16 protein-coding genes are annotated in these 15,981 nt (G+C 68.2%); 6 read left to right on the top strand and 10 right to left on the bottom strand.

The annotated features are described in order from the left end of the window. Positions 1 to 197 precede the first annotated feature (197 nt). The 4 genes from DK368_RS04920 to purC all read right to left on the bottom strand — a co-directional run bounded on the left by DK368_RS04920 (position 198) and on the right by purC (position 3,323). The gene (locus tag DK368_RS04920; protein WP_205028045.1) at positions 198 to 1,508 is read right to left on the bottom strand and encodes a M28 family peptidase; all 1,311 of its coding nucleotides are present in this window, start codon (positions 1,506 to 1,508) and stop codon (positions 198 to 200) included. Between the two features lie 224 nt (positions 1,509 to 1,732). After that, positions 1,733 to 2,242 carry a hypothetical protein gene (locus DK368_RS04915; RefSeq protein WP_114392519.1) on the bottom strand — a complete coding sequence of 170 codons (510 nt, stop codon included), beginning with the start codon at positions 2,240 to 2,242 and terminating at the stop codon, positions 1,733 to 1,735. A gap of 7 nt (positions 2,243 to 2,249) precedes the next feature. Continuing rightward, the gene (gene purS, locus DK368_RS04910) at positions 2,250 to 2,492 is read right to left on the bottom strand and encodes a phosphoribosylformylglycinamidine synthase subunit PurS (RefSeq protein ID WP_114392517.1); all 243 of its coding nucleotides are present in this window, start codon (positions 2,490 to 2,492) and stop codon (positions 2,250 to 2,252) included. A gap of 66 nt (positions 2,493 to 2,558) precedes the next feature. Further along, positions 2,559 to 3,323, bottom strand: coding sequence for a phosphoribosylaminoimidazolesuccinocarboxamide synthase (purC, locus tag DK368_RS04905; protein ID WP_114392515.1), 765 nt, complete (start codon positions 3,321 to 3,323; stop codon positions 2,559 to 2,561). A gap of 362 nt (positions 3,324 to 3,685) precedes the next feature. Between purC and DK368_RS04900 the strand changes: the two genes are divergently transcribed. Next, the gene (locus tag DK368_RS04900) at positions 3,686 to 3,895 is read left to right on the top strand and encodes a hypothetical protein (protein ID WP_114392513.1); all 210 of its coding nucleotides are present in this window, start codon (positions 3,686 to 3,688) and stop codon (positions 3,893 to 3,895) included. A 29-nt stretch (positions 3,896 to 3,924) separates the two neighbouring features. Here the strand turns inward: DK368_RS04900 and DK368_RS04895 are convergent, their stop codons facing one another. After that, positions 3,925 to 4,692, bottom strand: a complete 768-nt coding sequence (locus DK368_RS04895; protein ID WP_114392511.1) for an NRDE family protein — start codon at positions 4,690 to 4,692, stop codon at positions 3,925 to 3,927. Positions 4,693 to 4,904: 212 nt separating this feature from the next. Between DK368_RS04895 and DK368_RS04890 the strand changes: the two genes are divergently transcribed. Beyond that, a complete protein-coding gene (locus DK368_RS04890) occupies positions 4,905 to 5,222 on the top strand; it encodes a DUF1476 domain-containing protein (RefSeq protein ID WP_114392509.1) in 318 nt (105 codons plus the stop codon). Positions 5,223 to 5,255: 33 nt separating this feature from the next. Here DK368_RS04890 and DK368_RS04885 read toward each other — a convergent pair whose 3' ends face one another. Further along, positions 5,256 to 6,035 carry an ATP-binding cassette domain-containing protein gene (locus DK368_RS04885; protein WP_114392507.1) on the bottom strand — a complete coding sequence of 260 codons (780 nt, stop codon included), beginning with the start codon at positions 6,033 to 6,035 and terminating at the stop codon, positions 5,256 to 5,258. Positions 6,036 to 6,186: 151 nt separating this feature from the next. Here DK368_RS04885 and DK368_RS04880 point away from each other — a divergent pair, with 151 nt between their 5' ends. Together DK368_RS04880 and DK368_RS04875 are read left to right on the top strand one after the other, a co-directional pair. Beyond that, positions 6,187 to 7,494, top strand: coding sequence for an ActS/PrrB/RegB family redox-sensitive histidine kinase (locus tag DK368_RS04880; RefSeq protein WP_114392505.1), 1,308 nt, complete (start codon positions 6,187 to 6,189; stop codon positions 7,492 to 7,494). Positions 7,495 to 7,564: 70 nt separating this feature from the next. After that, a complete protein-coding gene (locus tag DK368_RS04875) occupies positions 7,565 to 8,146 on the top strand; it encodes an ActR/PrrA/RegA family redox response regulator transcription factor (RefSeq protein WP_114392503.1) in 582 nt (193 codons plus the stop codon). A gap of 156 nt (positions 8,147 to 8,302) precedes the next feature. Here the strand turns inward: DK368_RS04875 and DK368_RS04870 are convergent, their stop codons facing one another. Continuing rightward, positions 8,303 to 8,941, bottom strand: coding sequence for a glutathione S-transferase family protein (locus tag DK368_RS04870; protein WP_162305864.1), 639 nt, complete (start codon positions 8,939 to 8,941; stop codon positions 8,303 to 8,305). 448 nt (positions 8,942 to 9,389) lie between these two features. On the opposite strand from DK368_RS04870, the gene DK368_RS04865 reads away from it, so the two are divergent. Next, complete coding sequence (locus DK368_RS04865; RefSeq protein ID WP_162305863.1) at positions 9,390 to 10,664, top strand: DUF445 domain-containing protein; 1,275 nt, start codon at positions 9,390 to 9,392, stop codon at positions 10,662 to 10,664. A gap of 21 nt (positions 10,665 to 10,685) precedes the next feature. On the opposite strand, the gene DK368_RS04860 is transcribed toward DK368_RS04865, so the two are convergent. The 3 genes from DK368_RS04860 to DK368_RS04850 are packed head-to-tail and all read right to left on the bottom strand — an operon-like array spanning position 10,686 to position 14,697. Beyond that, the gene (locus tag DK368_RS04860) at positions 10,686 to 12,272 is read right to left on the bottom strand and encodes an MBL fold metallo-hydrolase RNA specificity domain-containing protein (RefSeq protein WP_114392498.1); all 1,587 of its coding nucleotides are present in this window, start codon (positions 12,270 to 12,272) and stop codon (positions 10,686 to 10,688) included. Further along, positions 12,269 to 13,174 (bottom strand): ribose-phosphate diphosphokinase, encoded by a 906-nt coding sequence (locus DK368_RS04855; RefSeq protein ID WP_240002337.1) that lies wholly within the window; start codon positions 13,172 to 13,174, stop codon positions 12,269 to 12,271. The genes DK368_RS04860 and DK368_RS04855 overlap by 4 nt, the downstream gene beginning before the upstream one ends. Then, a complete protein-coding gene (locus DK368_RS04850; protein ID WP_114392494.1) occupies positions 13,174 to 14,697 on the bottom strand; it encodes a thymidine phosphorylase family protein in 1,524 nt (507 codons plus the stop codon). The genes DK368_RS04855 and DK368_RS04850 overlap by 1 nt, the downstream gene beginning before the upstream one ends. A gap of 180 nt (positions 14,698 to 14,877) precedes the next feature. Here DK368_RS04850 and DK368_RS22235 point away from each other — a divergent pair, with 180 nt between their 5' ends. Beyond that, a complete protein-coding gene (locus DK368_RS22235; protein WP_275668469.1) occupies positions 14,878 to 15,981 on the top strand; it encodes a protein phosphatase CheZ in 1,104 nt (367 codons plus the stop codon).

Genomic DNA, 15,981 nt, shown 5'->3' with positions numbered 1-15,981 from the left:
CATCGCGAAACAAATTCCGGAAATATTATAAGATGAACAAATCCACAATATGATTGCCAGCTATATCTGAAATTGACATTCATTACAGACGCAATTCGCACTCTGCCGAATGGCAATGTTCAAAAAAAAGAAATGGCCGCAGTCAAACTGCGGCCATATTTCCGTAAAATCGCGCTTATCGGTGCAATATTTCTTTTCTATTCAGCGCCCGAACGAAGATCCCCCTCCCCCTCGGCGGCAAGCCAGGCGATGATGGCATAGGCGGCCGTGGCCTGGGCCAGGGCCGCCGGATCGATCTTGTCCAGCGTGTCATCGGCCGTGTGGTGGACGTCGAAATAATCGCTGCCATCCTGGGCCAGCGTCAGCACGGGAACGCCGACAGCCCGCATCGGCCCCAGATCCGGGCCGCCATGGGCCTCATTGCCATCCAGGGCGATGCCCAGGGGCAGCAGAGCGGTGGCAAAGGGCTTCGCCTCGGGCCGGCGCGCCTCCGGCAGGCGGGTTTCCAGGCGCCAGACGCGGCCGCCGCCGAAATCGGCCTCGGTCGCCAGCACATGGTTGGGCAATTCCGCCCGGTGGGCCATGGCATAGGCCCGGCCCCCCACCAGCCCGATCTCCTCCGCCGCGAACAGAACCACGCGGATGGTCCGGCGTGGCCGTTGCGGTAGATCGCGGATCAGCGTGGCCGCGGCGGTGACGATCCCGATGCCGGCCCCATCATCGATGGCACCAGTGCCCAGATCCCAGCTGTCGAGATGGGCGCCCAGAAGCACGATCTCCTCCGGCCGCTCACGCCCGCGGATCTCGGCGATGACGGTGCGGCTCTGCCGCTCCGGTCCCGTCGTCGGCGACAGGCGCAGGCGCACCGTCACCGGCTTGCCATGGCGGAGCTGACGTTCCAGCAGGTCGGCATCGGGATTCGACAGGGCTGCCACCGGGATCTGGGGCAAGCCCGCCTCGTAGCGCATCATGCCGGTGTGGGGAAACCGATGAGTGTCGGTGCCGACGGATCGGATCAGCGTGGCCACGGCTCCCCGCTTTGCCGCTTCCGCAGCGGCGCCGCTACGCATGGGCACGACCGCCCCGTAGGCAGACCCATCCTGCGTGCGCCACATTCTCTGGCCGACATAGGCGATCCGCCCCTTCAGCGAGTCCGCCGGGGCGGCGGCCAGCGCCTCCAGCGTGGGAAAGGCCACCACCTCGGCCTCGATCCCCATCGGCGGCGTGGCGACACTGTTGCCCAGGGCGGTGATGGTCAAAGGCTGCGGAAACGGAGTCAGGATCTCCGCCGTGCCCTCGCCCCGCTCCCAGGCGGGGATGGGGACGGGTTCGGTCCAGACCGTGTCGAAGCCCAGGGATTTCAGCTTGGCTTCGGCCCAGGCAACGGCCCGGACATCACCAGGACTGCCGGCCAGACGCGGTCCAACCTCGGTGGTCACGGATTCGACGATCTGGAAGGACAGGCGGCTGTCCAGGGCTGTCGCCCGCAGCAGGGCCGCGGTGGCCATCGCCCTGTCGTCAACCCGGAACGGCTCCGCCACAGCTGTGCCGCCCAGACACAACCAGCCAGCGGCCAGAACCGCCCTCCCCATCCGGACGAACCGCATCCACGCCTCCGCCACCCGCATTGGTGCGCCGACATCATATGTCGGACTGCCCGCGGCAAGGCGGCCAGCCTCCATCGATCTTGCATGGAATAGGGCCGCGGATCCACCTGCCCGAGTCAGGGAGATCAGTCTACCCGCTCAACCCGGATGATTCGTCCGGTCGCATTCACCACCATGGCATAGCCATCCATGATGGCGCGCTTGATCTCAACCCGATCATTCTTCTCGATCCGGCGAGAACCAGCATCCTTGACATACCAGACTTGGCCATTATCCAGGCTGAGGATGTAGCGGCCGGGCTGGAGTTGGCGCACCGTGCGCACCGCCGCCTGAATGGCGTCGACCTGCTGCGCTTCAACTTCACGCCGGCCAGACTCGGTCCGCTCACGGCCGAACTCACGAACCGGGTCGCGCGGAGGTTCCAGTACAGTGGAGACGGTAGCATCCGCAGAGGTGGCCGGCACGGCCGTGCGCAGGGAAGGGGCCGTGCGATCAAAACAGGCAAGACGGGCCTGGTCGTCTCGGATTTCCAGACAAGCCAGCACATCGGCACCACCGGCCTGGGCCGGCCCCCCGGCCAGAGCGGCCCCGGCAACCACCACCAGCATCAGCAGGGACAGGCCGCAATCCCGCATTGGCCCCTCACGCAACCAGTTCGATGGCGTAGTTCTCGATCACCGTGTTGGCCAGCAGCTTGCGGCACATCTCCTCGACCGCGGCCTTGGCCTTGGCCGGATCGGTCTCGCTCAGCTCCAGCTCGATCAGCTTGCCCTGGCGCACATCGCCCACGCCCTGGAAGCCCAGGGTCTGCAGGGCATGGCCGATGGCCTTGCCCTGGGGATCGAGAACGCCATGCTTCAGGGTGACGACGACCTTGGCCTTCATCTTCGAAATCCTTGAGGAGCGGGGCCTTGATGAATGGGGCCTTGCGGAGCAGGGCTTTGCGGGAGGTTACTGCACCAGCTTGGGCGCGGTGTGGTCGCCGGGACCCGCCTCGGGCAGGATGCCCAAGCGCCGGGCCACTTCCTGATAGGCCTCGGCCACATTGCCCAGGTCCTGGCGGAAGCGGTCCTTGTCCAGCTTCTCGTTGGTCTTGCTGTCCCACAGACGACAATTGTCGGGGCTGATCTCGTCGGCCAGAACCAGACGGACCTCCTCGTTCTCCCACAGCCGACCGAACTCCACCTTGAAGTCCACCAGCTTCAAGCCGATGCCCAGGAACAGGCCGGAGAGATAGTCGTTGATGCGCAGGGCCAGCGACAGCATGTCGTCCAGGTCCTGGGGCGTGGCCCAACCGAAGGCGGTGATGTGCTCTTCCGAGACCATCGGATCGCCCAGTTCATCGTGCTTGTAATAGTACTCGACGATGGAGCGGGGCAGCGGCGTGCCTTCGGGGATGCCGAAACGCTTGGTCAGGGACCCGGCAGCGATGTTGCGGACCACCACCTCGATCGGAATGATCTCCACCTCGCGCACCAGCTGCTCGCGCATGTTCAGGCGGCGGACGAAGTGGGTCGGGATCCCGATTTCCCCCAGCTTCGTCATCAGATATTCGCTGATCCGGTTGTTCAGCACGCCCTTGCCGGTGATCGTGCCCTTCTTCTGGGCATTGAACGCGGTGGCGTCGTCCTTGAAATACTGCACGAGCGTGCCAGGCTCGGGACCCTCATACAGGATCTTGGCCTTGCCTTCGTAGATCCGCCGGCGTCGGGTCATGGAGAACGTCCAGAATGTGGTTCGGCAAAAGGGCGAAGGACCCGCGCAGCCAGGCCACGCGGGTCCGAACGGCCCCCGGTATAGCAAGCAACAGCCGGAAGCACAATGGAGCGAGGTCTGCGGGGTGAGTAACCCACTCCCCCTGTACGCATCGGGGATGGCCGCCGGGACGAAATGCGGCACCGGCCTGCCCCGCCGGGAGCAAGTGGTTGAATTCACCATGCGGCTGGTCAAAATCCCCACTAAATGGCAACCCCGCCATTGCCCAGGTGCCATTGCCACGAAAAAGGGCCGTTTCACGTCTTGGCACGGCGGATGCAGAAGGAGAAGGCATCCGCCCCCCTCCATAACGGGAGATGAAAATGACCACCCTGATCGCCACCAGCCCGGCCACTATCCGTCCGCTGCCCACCCGCCGCACCAGCCTGCGCCCTTCCCTGCGCCGGCCCGCATCTGGATCCTTCGGCGAGCGGCTGCTGGCCCGCCTACCCGAGGCCACCGAGCTGGTGGAGACCATGGGCGCGCTCAGCGTCGCTGCCCTGATGATCCTGGTCCTGAACGCCATGCTGTAAGAAGGGCTGGGAAAGCGGCCGTAAGCCGATCAGCCCAGATCCACTCCGGCGAAGGCCGTCCGGTCCGGACGGCCCGGCGCGAAACGAAACACCGGCAGAGCGCCGCCTGCCCTTCCCGCCCGCGCCGCAGACGGCAACGCCAACAGGCTGCTGCACACGGTTTCGAACCCCACTGGCGTCACCACGCACATGGCACCACGGGGACCCGCCTCCTCCCCGTCCCAGATCCGGCTGGCCAGCAGCGTTTCCCAGCCGCGCCAGTCGCCCGCATCGGGATCGGGCACGGCGGCCGCGGCGAACAGCGGCTGGTAGAAACGCTGGCGCGCACTATGCGCCGTGTCATTGAGATCATGGGCCGTCAGCATCGACAGCCCCTCCGGCACCCGGTCCAGCGCCAGACGGTCGCCGCGATGGATCAGCACATAGGCATCCCGGTTGTCCGCCAGCAGCAGGTTGAAAGGCCGGTAGGCCTGGGGGTTCAGGTGCGACAGCGCCTCGGCCGCCTCTGCCGCATCGGCATGGTCCAGCGACTCCAGCACCAGCTCGCCGCGGGACCGTTTGCCCTCGGCCGGCCCCAGCGTGCCGACCCGGTTCAGCACCGCAGCCACCACCCCATGGTCGTTGAGGCCAAGCCAGCTGCCACCCGCCGTCTCGTCCAGCCCAGCCACCAGGTCCGGCCGGTCGGGCCAATGGCGGCCCGGCGGCCGCCAGGGTCGCCCCACCATCTCGTCGCGGTTGGCGCCCAGCAGCAGCGGCCAGTCATGGCCGGGTCGCCGCAGAATCACCACGCTGCACATGGGCTGTTACCCCATCCTATCTCGGGCCGATTGATCCAGATCCTGGGCATCTGCCGGACCTTGTGCGATGCTGTTGGCACATGGCAGGCATCTCGGATGCCCATATATAAGGGGGATGGGCGCCGCTCAAGCCGGACCCCACCTGGTCCGTCGTGACGCGATGCCCGACAGAATGCCGCCGCGCAAGACGGTGCCACCTGGGAGGACCGCAGATGACCACCTTCGACGAACGCGAAAGGGCTTTCGAGGCCAAGTTCAGTGCCGATCAGGACCTGATGTTCCGCATCTATGCCCGCCGGGCCAAGCTGGTGGGACGATGGGCGGCAGAGCAGATGGGTATGGGCGACGAGGAGGCCAAAGCCTACAGCCTGGAACTGGTCACCGTGGACCTGGAGGAGCCAGGCCATGCCGACGTGCTCCGCCGCATCCTCAACGACTTTGCCGCCCGCGGCCTGTCGATCCCGGCACAGCAGGTGGAGCAGGAAATGGCGGTCCTGCTGGATGAGGCCCGACGGCAATTGCTGGACTGAACCGGCATGGACACCCGAGGCCATATCCATCGGTCATGACCGCACGCCGTCGGCCGGGTGCGCGGCCGCGCGGCGGTCGCGGGCGATGTCGAGGAACACCTCCTCCAGCGAATCCCGGCCATAGCGGGCCAGAAGGGCATCGGGCGGCCCGCGGTCGACGATGCGGCCCGCCTTCATCACCAGTACGGAATGGCAGAGTCGCTCGACCTCGGCCATGTTATGACTGGCAAGCAGGATGGTGGCCCCGGTCCGGACCCTGAACCGCTCCAGATAGGTCCTGATCCAGTCGGCCGTGTCCGGGTCCAGGCTGGCCGTCGGCTCGTCCAGCAGCAGCAGCTCCGGTTCGTTCAACAGCGCCTTGGCCAGGGCCACCCGGGTCTTCTGCCCGGCCGACAGCCCTCCCGACAGCCGGTTCAGCAACGGCAGAAGATCCAGTTCCTCCGCCAAGGTGCGGATGCGGCGGCGATAGCCGGTCAGCCCGTAAAGATGGGCGTAGACGGTCAGGTTCTCCTCCACCGTCAACCGATGGGGCAGATCAACATAGGGGCTGGAAAAATTCATGCGCGGCAGAACGCGGTAGCGCTCGCGCAGCATATCGTGCCCCAGCACCTCCACCGTGCCGGAACTGGGCAGCAGCAGCCCCAGCAGGATAGACAGGGTGGTGGTCTTCCCGGCACCATTTCCACCCAGCAGGGCCACGGTCTGGCCCGCCGGCACATCGAAAGAGATATGATCAACCGCAGTCACGCGCCCGAAGCACTTGCTTAAATCGCGGACTCGGATGCTCACAGAAGGGGGTTGCGGCTCGGTCATCTTTTGCAATATGGCCCCAGGGGGTGCGTCTGCCTAGAGAGACTGCCTACCCTTTGCGGCAAAGTCGGGAACGGCGCAGTCCGATACCGCGGGAACAGAAGACTTGTGACGGGCGGCCGAACGGCCGGCGAGCGAGAGGATTATGGGGACGATGAAAGAAGCACCGGTGCTGTCGGAACAGGTCGTCGCCCATAGCGTCAGCGGCGATGACCGGGTCAGCGCCCGTACACTGGTCACCATCCGCTGGATCGCCATTGCCGGCCAGCTGGCAACGCTGCTGACCGTGAAGACGCTGCTGGGCTTCGATCTGTGGCTGGCGCCTGCCATGGCCGCCACCGCCGCCTCCGTCGCCGTCAACCTGTTCGCCTCCCGCAGTCTGGCCCGTCAGCCCTTCCTCAGCGACCGGGATGCCTTCCTGTATCTCGGCTATGACATGGTGCAGCTGGCGTCGCTGCTGGGCCTGACCGGCGGGCTGGAAAATCCCTACGCCGTGCTGATGCTGGCGCCGCTGACGGTGGCCGCCAGCACCCTGGCGCGCGAAGCGGTGACGCTGCTGACCGGACTGGCCATCGTCTGTTTCAGCATCCTGGCCCTGGTGGCCATGCCCCTGCCCTGGCCGGAGGGACCGGCAACGCTGCCCCTGCTCTACCGCATTGGCATCTGGGCGGCCCTGACCCTGGCCGCGGTCTTCATCGCCGGCTATGTCTTCCAGGTGGCCGAGAGCTCGCGGCGCCTGTCCACGGCCCTGTCGGCCAGCCAGCTGACCCTGGCCCGCGCCCAGAAGGCCAGCGCCGTGGGCGCCCTGGCTGCTGCTGCCGCGCATGAGCTGGGCAGCCCGTTGGGCACCATCGCCGTGGTGGCCAAGGAACTGGCTCGCGACATCCCCGCCGACTCCGGCTGGGCCGAGGATGTGGCCCTGCTGCAGAGCCAAGTGGCCCGTTGCCGCGACATCCTGGCCGAGCTGTCGCGTCGGCCGGACGACACCAGCGGCCGCGAACCCGAAGTGCCGCTGACGGCCCTGATCGATACCACGGCCGCCCCCTATCGCCGCGCCGGCATCGACCTGATCATCGAAGCCATCAATGAACCGGAGGACGGCGCACCCAAGGTGCGGGAATTCCCGGAAATGGTGCATGGGCTGGGCAATATCCTGCAGAATGCCATGCAGTTCGCCCGCAAGACCGTGACGGTGACCCTCGACTGGACGCCGCCGGGTGTCACCGTGTCCGTCCAGGATGACGGGCCGGGCTTCCCGCCGGCCCTGCTGCCGCGCCTGGGCGAACCCTATGTCTCCGGCCGCAGTTCCGCGGTGCGCGAGACCCAGGGGAACATGGGGCTGGGCGTCTTCATTGCGCAAACCATGCTTGAACGGTCCGGCGCCATCCTTTCGTATGGTAACGCCAAAAACGGCGGCGCCATCGTCGTCGTCCACTGGAAATCGCCTGGTTTTACCGTATAAAGCTATCCTCCCGATGGAACCGAGCCCGACCGCCACCACCTGCGTGGCCTAACCCAGAATGAGTATGGACATGAGCGACGAATCTCTTCAGTCCCCGGACCAGCCCAAGCTGACTTTCACCGGAGATGCGTCGCGGAGTTTGCTGATCGTCGATGACGATGCCCCCTTCCGGAACCGGCTGGCCCGCGCCCTGGAACGCCGCGGCTTCGATGTGGTGGCCGTGGACAGCGTCAATCTGGGCGTCGAAGTGGCCCATGAATCAGCGCCCCGCTACGCCGTTGTGGATCTTCGTCTGGGCGACGGATCCGGTCTGGACGTGGTGAAGGCTTTGCGCGATGCGCGGCCGGAGTCCCGCATCGTCATGCTGACCGGCTATGGCAACATCGCCACTGCCGTGGCCGCGGTAAAGGCAGGGGCGGTCGATTACCTGCCGAAGCCGGCCGATGCCGACGCCGTTGAATCGGCCCTGCTTGCCGACGGGCCGCTGCCGCCGCCACCGGAAAACCCGATGAGCGCCGACCGCGTCCGGTGGGAGCACATCCAGCGCGTGTTCGAGCAGTGCGAGCGCAATGTCAGCGAAACGGCACGCCGCTTGAAGATGCACCGCCGCACCCTGCAGCGCATCCTGAACAAGCACGCCCCGCGCGGCTGATCACAGCACCAGAGAGGGCCTCCCAAGCCGCAGTCCCGTCCTGCCACAGGGCCGCGGCAGCCCTGGCATTGTCTGGCGATCATGATAAATGGCGTGGCAAGAATGTCCGCTCCGCCCGACCGGGATGCGGCCGACACACTGGCCAAACCTGTTTGATCAGTTCTTGGGCGGAAAATTGCGGGTCCAGAGGTCCAGCAGCCGCGGGTCGGCCTCGGCCCGCTCGGCGCAGGCGACAGCCCGCGGCGCCGCAGCCCGGATCTGCTCACGCCCCGGCTCCCAATGGCTGAGCATGGCGGCGTAGAGATCCAGCAGGCTCATGCGGTCGCCCAGCAGCCAGTCCGTGCCCAATCCCTGCGTTCCCTGCTCAAGGGCCCGCCAGCAGCGCAGTGTGCGCGCCATGGTGGCCTGTTTCAGCCGGGCCTGGGCCTCATCCCCCTCCACCCACTGGTCGGGAAAATCGCCCACCGTGTACATGGGATAGATGGCCGCCGGGAAATAGACCAGCCAGCGCAGAAAGGCGGGGCGCAGCGGCTCGCCCGGGTCCGGGGCCAGCCCGCTGCCGGGGTGCCGTTCCAGCAGCCAGAGCAGCATGGCCACGCTTTCCGTCATCACCGTGCCATCCGGCAGTTCCAGCGTCGGGACCTGAAGCAGCGGGTTGACGGCCCGCAGCCGCTCCCGTTCCGGTCCCTCGGTCCAGGGCTCTACCACCACGAAACGGTAAGGTTCAGCCAGCAGCGTGCAGGCGGCCTCGACAATGACCGAGCCGCAGCCATGGCAGCCATAGAGCGTCAGCATTCCGTATCCTCCCCGCCGTCTGCCGCATCCGGAGAATGGGAACATAAGAAGAACAACCGCGCAAGTCGCCTTGACGGGTAGGCGCTCACCCGGATGGAGCGGATTTCAATCCGGAACCGGAACAACCCCTGCAGAATCAGAAAAATGGCGACCGACACCGAGCCGGTCGCCAGTCGGCGCAAACGGGGGAACCGGCAGGGCGTTCCGTTCACGCAAGATGCGGGACCGCACCGGCACAGCCGGTGTAGCCGCGGTCCCTGGCCGGCAACGGCAGACACCGCGCAAGGCTGGCACCAGAAGTACGCGATCCCCGGTAAACCGAGTGTTTCGGTCTGTAACAGACGGGTAAATTCCGCTGCATCCCCCGCCGGGCAGGCCAAGCTGGGCGCCAACCCGCCCCCTGGCGGGTTGAGACAGGGAGACCGCGATGCCCGACCGGACAAAGCCCATGCCGAAGACGCTGCCCATGGTTCTGCCCGCCCCCACCGATGACAGTGCCGCCCTGGGTGGCGAGCTGCGCCGGTACAAGCGGCTGGCCACGGGTTGCCTGGGGTTGGCGGCGGCCGGCTGGGGAGTCAGCCATGCCGGGCTGCTGCCGCCGGGCGGGGCCGGGCTGCTGCGCGCCGTGGCCGAGGCCGGCCTGGTCGGCGGGCTGGCCGACTGGTTCGCCGTCACCGCCCTGTTCCGGCGGCCGCTGGGGCTGCCGATCCCGCACACGGCGCTGGTGCCGCGCAACCGCGACCGTATCGCCGCGGGCATCGCCACCTATATCGACAAGGAGTTCCTGGAGCCGGCCATGCTGGTGGAGCAGCTGCGCCGCATGGATCTGGCCGGACGCATTGGCCGGCTGCTGGCCGACGACACCAGCCGGGCCAGGGTGGTGGACGTCCTGCTGGGCCTGCTGCCCGCCCTGGTCCGTCCGGAAAAGGAGGCGGCGCTGCGCTCCGCCTTGACCCGCGCCCTGCGCCGCGGGCTGGAGCGGGTGGATCTGCGCTTCGCCCTGGCCCGGGTGCTGCGGGCGCTGCTGGCCTCCGAGGCGCTGGAACTGCTGATCCAGGAGATGGCCGAGCGGGCCATGGGGCTGGTCCAGGCCCGGCGCGGCTGGCTGCAGGACAAGGTGTCCGAGCGGTCGCGCTGGTGGATTCCCAGCGCGGTGGACCGGCGGGTGGCCGGCAACATGGCCGACGCCATCATCGCCCATCTGTGGGACCTGCGCGACCCGGACAGCGATGTGGGCCGCGACCTGCGGGACTGGCTGCGCGACCTGCCGGACGAGATCGAGCGCGGCAGCCCCCTGGGGCAGAAGCTGACGGGCGTCGTCCGCTCGGCACTGGATGAGTCCGCCTTCTCCCAACTGGTCGGTCAGGCCGTGAGCACGCTGCGCCAGATGGCCGAGGAGGATCTGGCCCGGCCCGACGGACGCATCCGCGACGTGGTGGCCGGCGCCGTGCGCTCCCTGGCCGAGCAGCTGGACGATCCCGATGTGCGCGGGCGCATCAATGCCGGGATCGAGGATGCCTTCCTGGGCGCCATCCCGCGCTGGCGCGCCAGCATCCACCGTTTCGTGTCCGGCACCCTGAAGGCCCAGGATCTGGACCAGTTCACGCGCCGCCTGGAACTGCGGGTCGGCCGCGACCTGCAGTTCATCCGCATCAACGGCACCATCCTCGGCGCCCTTATCGGCGGGCTGCTCCACAGCCTGAATCAGGTTCTGGGGCGCTAGACCAGAACTGGGCAGCGCCCGTCACCCCGGCAAACCCAGCACGGCACGGATATGGTGCAGCAGGGCCGTGCGCTTGGCCTCGTCCGGCTCGTCGCGCAGCCGCTCGCCCAGCTGCAGCACGGTCTCGGCATACTGGTTGTGCCAGTCGCTGGCCGGGGCCTTGCCGCCGGGCAGGCGCGGATGCGGCAGGCTGTGGCCCGCCTCCCCCTGCGGCGGCAGGGCAACGACCTCGTCCAGGGCCGGGCGCAGGATGCGGGCATGCTCCAGGCCTGTCGCTGCCAGCCCTTCGCGCAGAGAGGCGCGGGCCTCCTCCTCCCCATGTACCAGGATGACGCCGCGCCCCACCGGCTGACGCGCCTTGATCCAGGCCAGCAGGCCGCCGCGGTCGGCATGGCCGGAATAGGCCTCCAGCGTGCGGATGGCGGCGCTGACCGCCACCTCCTCGCCATGGATGCGCACATGGCGGGCGCCGTCCTGGATGACGCGGCCCAGCGTGCCCGGCGCCTGATAGCCGACGAACAGCACCGTGGCGTTGCGCCGCCACAGATGGTTCTTCAGATGGTGGCGGATACGCCCGGCCTCGCACATGCCGCTGGCGGCCATGATGATGGCGCCGCCGGTGATGCGGTTCAGCCGCTTGCTTTCCTCCGCCTCGACCACGCAATGCAGGTTGGCGCGGCGGAACGGGTGCGGGGTGCCCGGCATGTTGACGGCCGGCAGATGCTTCTCGAACACGCCGGTGATGCGAACGGCCAGCGGGCTGTCCAGGAACACCGGCAGGGCCGGGATGGTGCCCGCATCCATCAGCAGGTCCAGATCGTAGAGCAGTTCCTGGCTGCGCTCCACGGCGAAGCTGGGGATCAGCAGCACGCCGCCGCGCTCCATGGCCTCGCGCACCACGCCGGCCAGTTGCGCCCGGCGCTGCTCTGCATCCACGGGCGCACGGTCGCGGTCGCCATAGGTGGACTCCACGATCAGCCAGTCCGGCCGCTCCGGCCCGTCCGGCCCGTCATGGAAGGGGGTGTCGCCCGGTCCGAGATCGCCGCTGAACAGCAGGCGGGTGGGCGCGCCCCGGTCCTGCACCTCCACCTCGATGCTGGCGCTGCCCAGGATATGGCCGGCGTCCCAGAAGCGGGCACGCACGCCCGGCATGACCTCGACCCAGGTGCCGTAACGCACCGGCTTCAGGCGCTCCAGGCAGGCCTCGGCATCGGCGCGGGTATAGATGGGCTCCACCCCGGCGCGGCCGCGCTGATGGTTGCGGCGGTTCAGCCGCTCCACCTCGTTCTCCTGGATGAAGCCGCTGTCGGGCAGCATGTAGCCCAGCAGGTCGGCGGTGCCGGGCGTGCAGAGCACGCGGCCACGGAAGCCATCCTTGACCAGCCGCGGGATCAGGCCGGAATGGTCGATATGAGCATGGGTCAGCAGCAGGGCCGCAGGTTCGCGCGGCTCGAACGGGAAGGGCCGCCAGTTCAGCTCGCGCACGGTCTTGGCGCCCTGGAACAGGCCGCAATCCACCAGGAAGCAGCCGCGCTCGTGCCGGACCAGGAAGCAGGACCCCGTCACCGTGCCGGCGGCGCCGTGGAAGGCGATGGACAGGCCGCTCATGCCCGCACCGCCCCGGCCACCAGGCCGGACAGCGCGATGGTGTTGGTGACATGCGCCACCCCGTCGCCGGAGACGAAACGCTCGATCCCGGCGGCCTGGAAACGGGCCAGCATCTCCTCCGGGAACAGGGCGTGGATGCCGCAGGCCAGCAGCCGGCCCGCCCCGGCGGCACGGGCGGCGCGCGCCGCCTCCAGCAGCGTCCCGCCGGAGCTGACCACGTCATCGACGATCAGCACCGTGCGGCCGCCGAGATCGGTGCCCGGCGGCAGCGAGCAGGTGACGTCGCGGTCGCCGCGGCGCACCTTGCGCCCGCAGATGCCCCGCACACCGGCGGCGGCGGCCACGGCGGCGATCAGCGGCTCCGCCTCCTCGTCGGGACCGAGCACGACCCAGCCTCCCGCCGCCGCCCCCTGCCCGGCTGCCCATTGCCCCACCAGCGGTGCCGCGGTCAGGGCCACGGCCTCCCGCCCCGGGAACACCTCGGCCAGATCATGGGTACGGTGCAGATGCGGCTCCACCGTGACGATGCGGTCGAACAGGCCGGCCAACCAGCGGCCCAGGATGCGCTGGCTCACCACCTCGCCCGGATTGAACTCGATGTCCTGGCGCATATAGGCGAGATAGGGCGCAACCAGGGTCAGCCGCTCCGCCCCGCGCTCGCGCAGGGCGCCGGCCAGCAGATGCAGTTCCACCAGCTTATCGTTGGGCCGGTCCAGCGCCCGCACGATCACCGCCTGCCGCGGCGATCCCGGCAGGCGGACCAGACTCTCCCCGTCGGGGAAGCGGTGCAGGTCGGCAACGGCCAGCGGCAGCCCCAACTCCTCGGCCAGCCGCCCGGCGAATATCCGTCCCTCCGGGAATCCGACCAACATCTGCGGCACGGTGCCGACTTCCAGCATCATCACACTCCCTGCTGCGGATGGGGGGTCGCCCCCACGGGGGCCAGCCTATACCCATCCTCCTCCCCGGCGAACTCCACGGCGAAGTGGAAATCCGCCTGTGTCTCGGCATGGATGCGGTAGAGGGGTTCCCCCTGCTCCACCGGATCACCCACCTTCTTCACCAGATCGATGCCCGCCCCCTTGTCGAAGGGTGCCCCCGCCAGACGGGCGATACGGGCGATACGGTAGCAGTCGATGGCGGTGACCACCCCATCCTCCACCGCCAGCACCTCCCGCATCAGCCGGCCGGGGGTGCAGACCGTGGGCGGCGGCCCCTGCAACGCCATGATCCGCCGCATCTGCTCGAACGCCGCCCCGCTGTCCAGCAGTTCGCGGGCGCGGGCCAGTCCGGCGCCGCCGCGCAGGGCCGGGTCGAACTCCAGGATCTGGGCGGCCAGCATCAGGGCGCGGTCACGCAGGTCCCGCGGGGCCGACGGTGCGTTCTCCAGCACGGCCATGACGTCGCGCGCCTCCAACACTGGGCCGATGCCGCATCCCACAGGCTGGCTGCCGTCGGTCAGCACCACCTGCAGCGTCAGGCCCAGCGCGCCGCCCACATATTCGAACAGCTTGCGCAGACGCAGCGCGTCGGAACGGGTGCGGATCTTGGCCGTCGGCCCCAAAGGCACATCGATGACCAGATGGGTGGACCCGGCGGCCAGTTTCTTCGACAGGATGCTGGCCACCATCTGTTCGCGCGTGTCGATGTTCAGCGGCCGCTCCACCCCGATCAGCACATCGTCGGCCGGCGACAGGTTGACATGACCGCCCCAGGCCAGGCAGCCCTTCACCGCCCGCACCTGCTCCTTCATCTGATCGACGCCGATATCCACATTGGCCAGCACCTCCATGGTGTCGGCGGTGCCGGCGGGGCTGGTGATGGCCCGGCTGGAGGTCTTGGGGATCGGCAGCCCGTGGGCGGCCACGATGGGCACCACGATCATGCTGGTGCGGTTGCCGGGGATGCCGCCGATGCAATGCTTGTCCACCACGGGACCGGCGGTATCCCAGTCCAGCCGCTCGCCTACCCCGGCCATGGCCCGGGTCAGGCCCAGCACCTCGGCCGTGGTCATGAAGCCGGCGCAGGCCACCAGGAAGGCCGCGATCTCCACCTTGGAGTAGCGGTGGGCGGCGATGTCGGCGACGATGGCGGCCAGATCGGCATCGGACAGCACCTCCCCCTCGATCTTGGCGCGGATGCCGTCGCGGCTCTTCGGCGGCCGGGGATGGTTGAGCCTCACCGGCGCCCCGTCGGGCAGACCCAGCCGGGCCGCGGCCTCCACCGACAGGCCGAGACAGTCCGGCGCCAGCAGCGCCGGGTCCTGCACGATGTTCAGCACGGCATAAAGGCGTTTGCCGTCGGCCCGCACCTCCACCTTGTCGGTGCCGACGAACTCCGCCGCCCGATAGGCGGTGCAGGCCGCGGACAGGAACGCGACATTTTCGGTTGCCGTGCTGATTCCCAGCCGTTTCAGCCGAAGCATCCGGACGATTCCTCACTTGTCTGTGGCGTTCCTTCCCGATTGGATTTATTCGACAGAAGGGGCGCCCTTTTGGTCTGATCTTAACCCTTTTCGGGCGGGATGGGCCAGAGTAAGGCCCGGGGCACGTCATAGATCCGGCCACGGTGCGCCGCCGCACCGGAACGGCGGGGAGGGAAGCAGTTGGAACCGTTGGAGCTTTCCGAGAAGGAATACAGCGCGCTGGAGGAGGCTCTGATGGCATCGGCCCGCGGCCGCGCCTTCCTGCGCCAGCGCGACCGCCAGACCCGGATCGTGGCCCAGGACGACTGGCGCCAGATGCTCCAGACCCTGACCGATCAGGTCAACCGGCTGTCCAGCGCCTCACCGGTCGCGGTCTCCGCCTCCATTCCGCCGGAGATCGCCGGCCAGAACCCGCATCTGCGCATCATGCGGGAAGAGTTGAAGCAGCTTTCCAACTACATCGAACAGACCCGGCAGGAGATCGCCCAGCTGCGCCCGCTGGATGCCGGCGCCAACCGCATCATGGCGGCCACCAACGAGCTGGACGCCATCGTCACCGCCACCGAACGCGCCACGTCCGATATCCTCAACGCCACCGAGCGCATCCAGGCTCTGGTCAGCCGGCTGCCCTCCAGCGATGTCACCAACGACATCGAGGCCCAGACCATCGAGATCATGACCGCCTGCTCGTTCCAGGACATCACGGGACAGCGGACGACCAAGGTGGTGAACACGCTGCGCTATATCGAGCAGCGCGTGAACACCATGATCGAGATCTGGGGCGTGGAGGAGAAGGGCGGTGCCGTCCCGGGTGCCACCCTGACGCCGGAGGGGCTGTTCGCCACCCGGCCCGACGACCATCGTCCGGACAAGCATCTGCTGCACGGCCCGTCGGAAGGCGGCGTTACCCAGGACAATATCGACGCCCTGTTCGACAATATCGGCAGCCCGGCCCCGATGCTGGAGGCCACGCCGGTGGCTCCCCCCGTCATCACGCCACCGGCCGCATCACCGGCCGCCGGTCCCGCACCAATGCCGCCGCCGGCGGTGGCGGCGCCTATCTCCGCCGTGCCGGCAGCGGCGGCCGACGATGATTGGGGTGCCGCCCTGAGCGAAGCCGCTGCGCCTCCCCCACCCCCACCTCCACCCCCACCGCCGCCTCCTCCTCCTCCCCCCCCTCCGCCTCCCCCGCCGAAGCCGGCGCCGGCGAAGCCCGCCCCTACCGCGCCCTCCGGTGGTGGCGGGACCGTGTCCCAAGCCGATATCGACGCCCTGTTCGGATAA

Source organism: Oleisolibacter albus (genome assembly GCF_003336875.1).
Lineage (GTDB): Bacteria > Pseudomonadota > Alphaproteobacteria > Azospirillales > Azospirillaceae > Niveispirillum > Niveispirillum album.
This window is presented reverse-complemented; position numbering and strand designations above follow the sequence as displayed.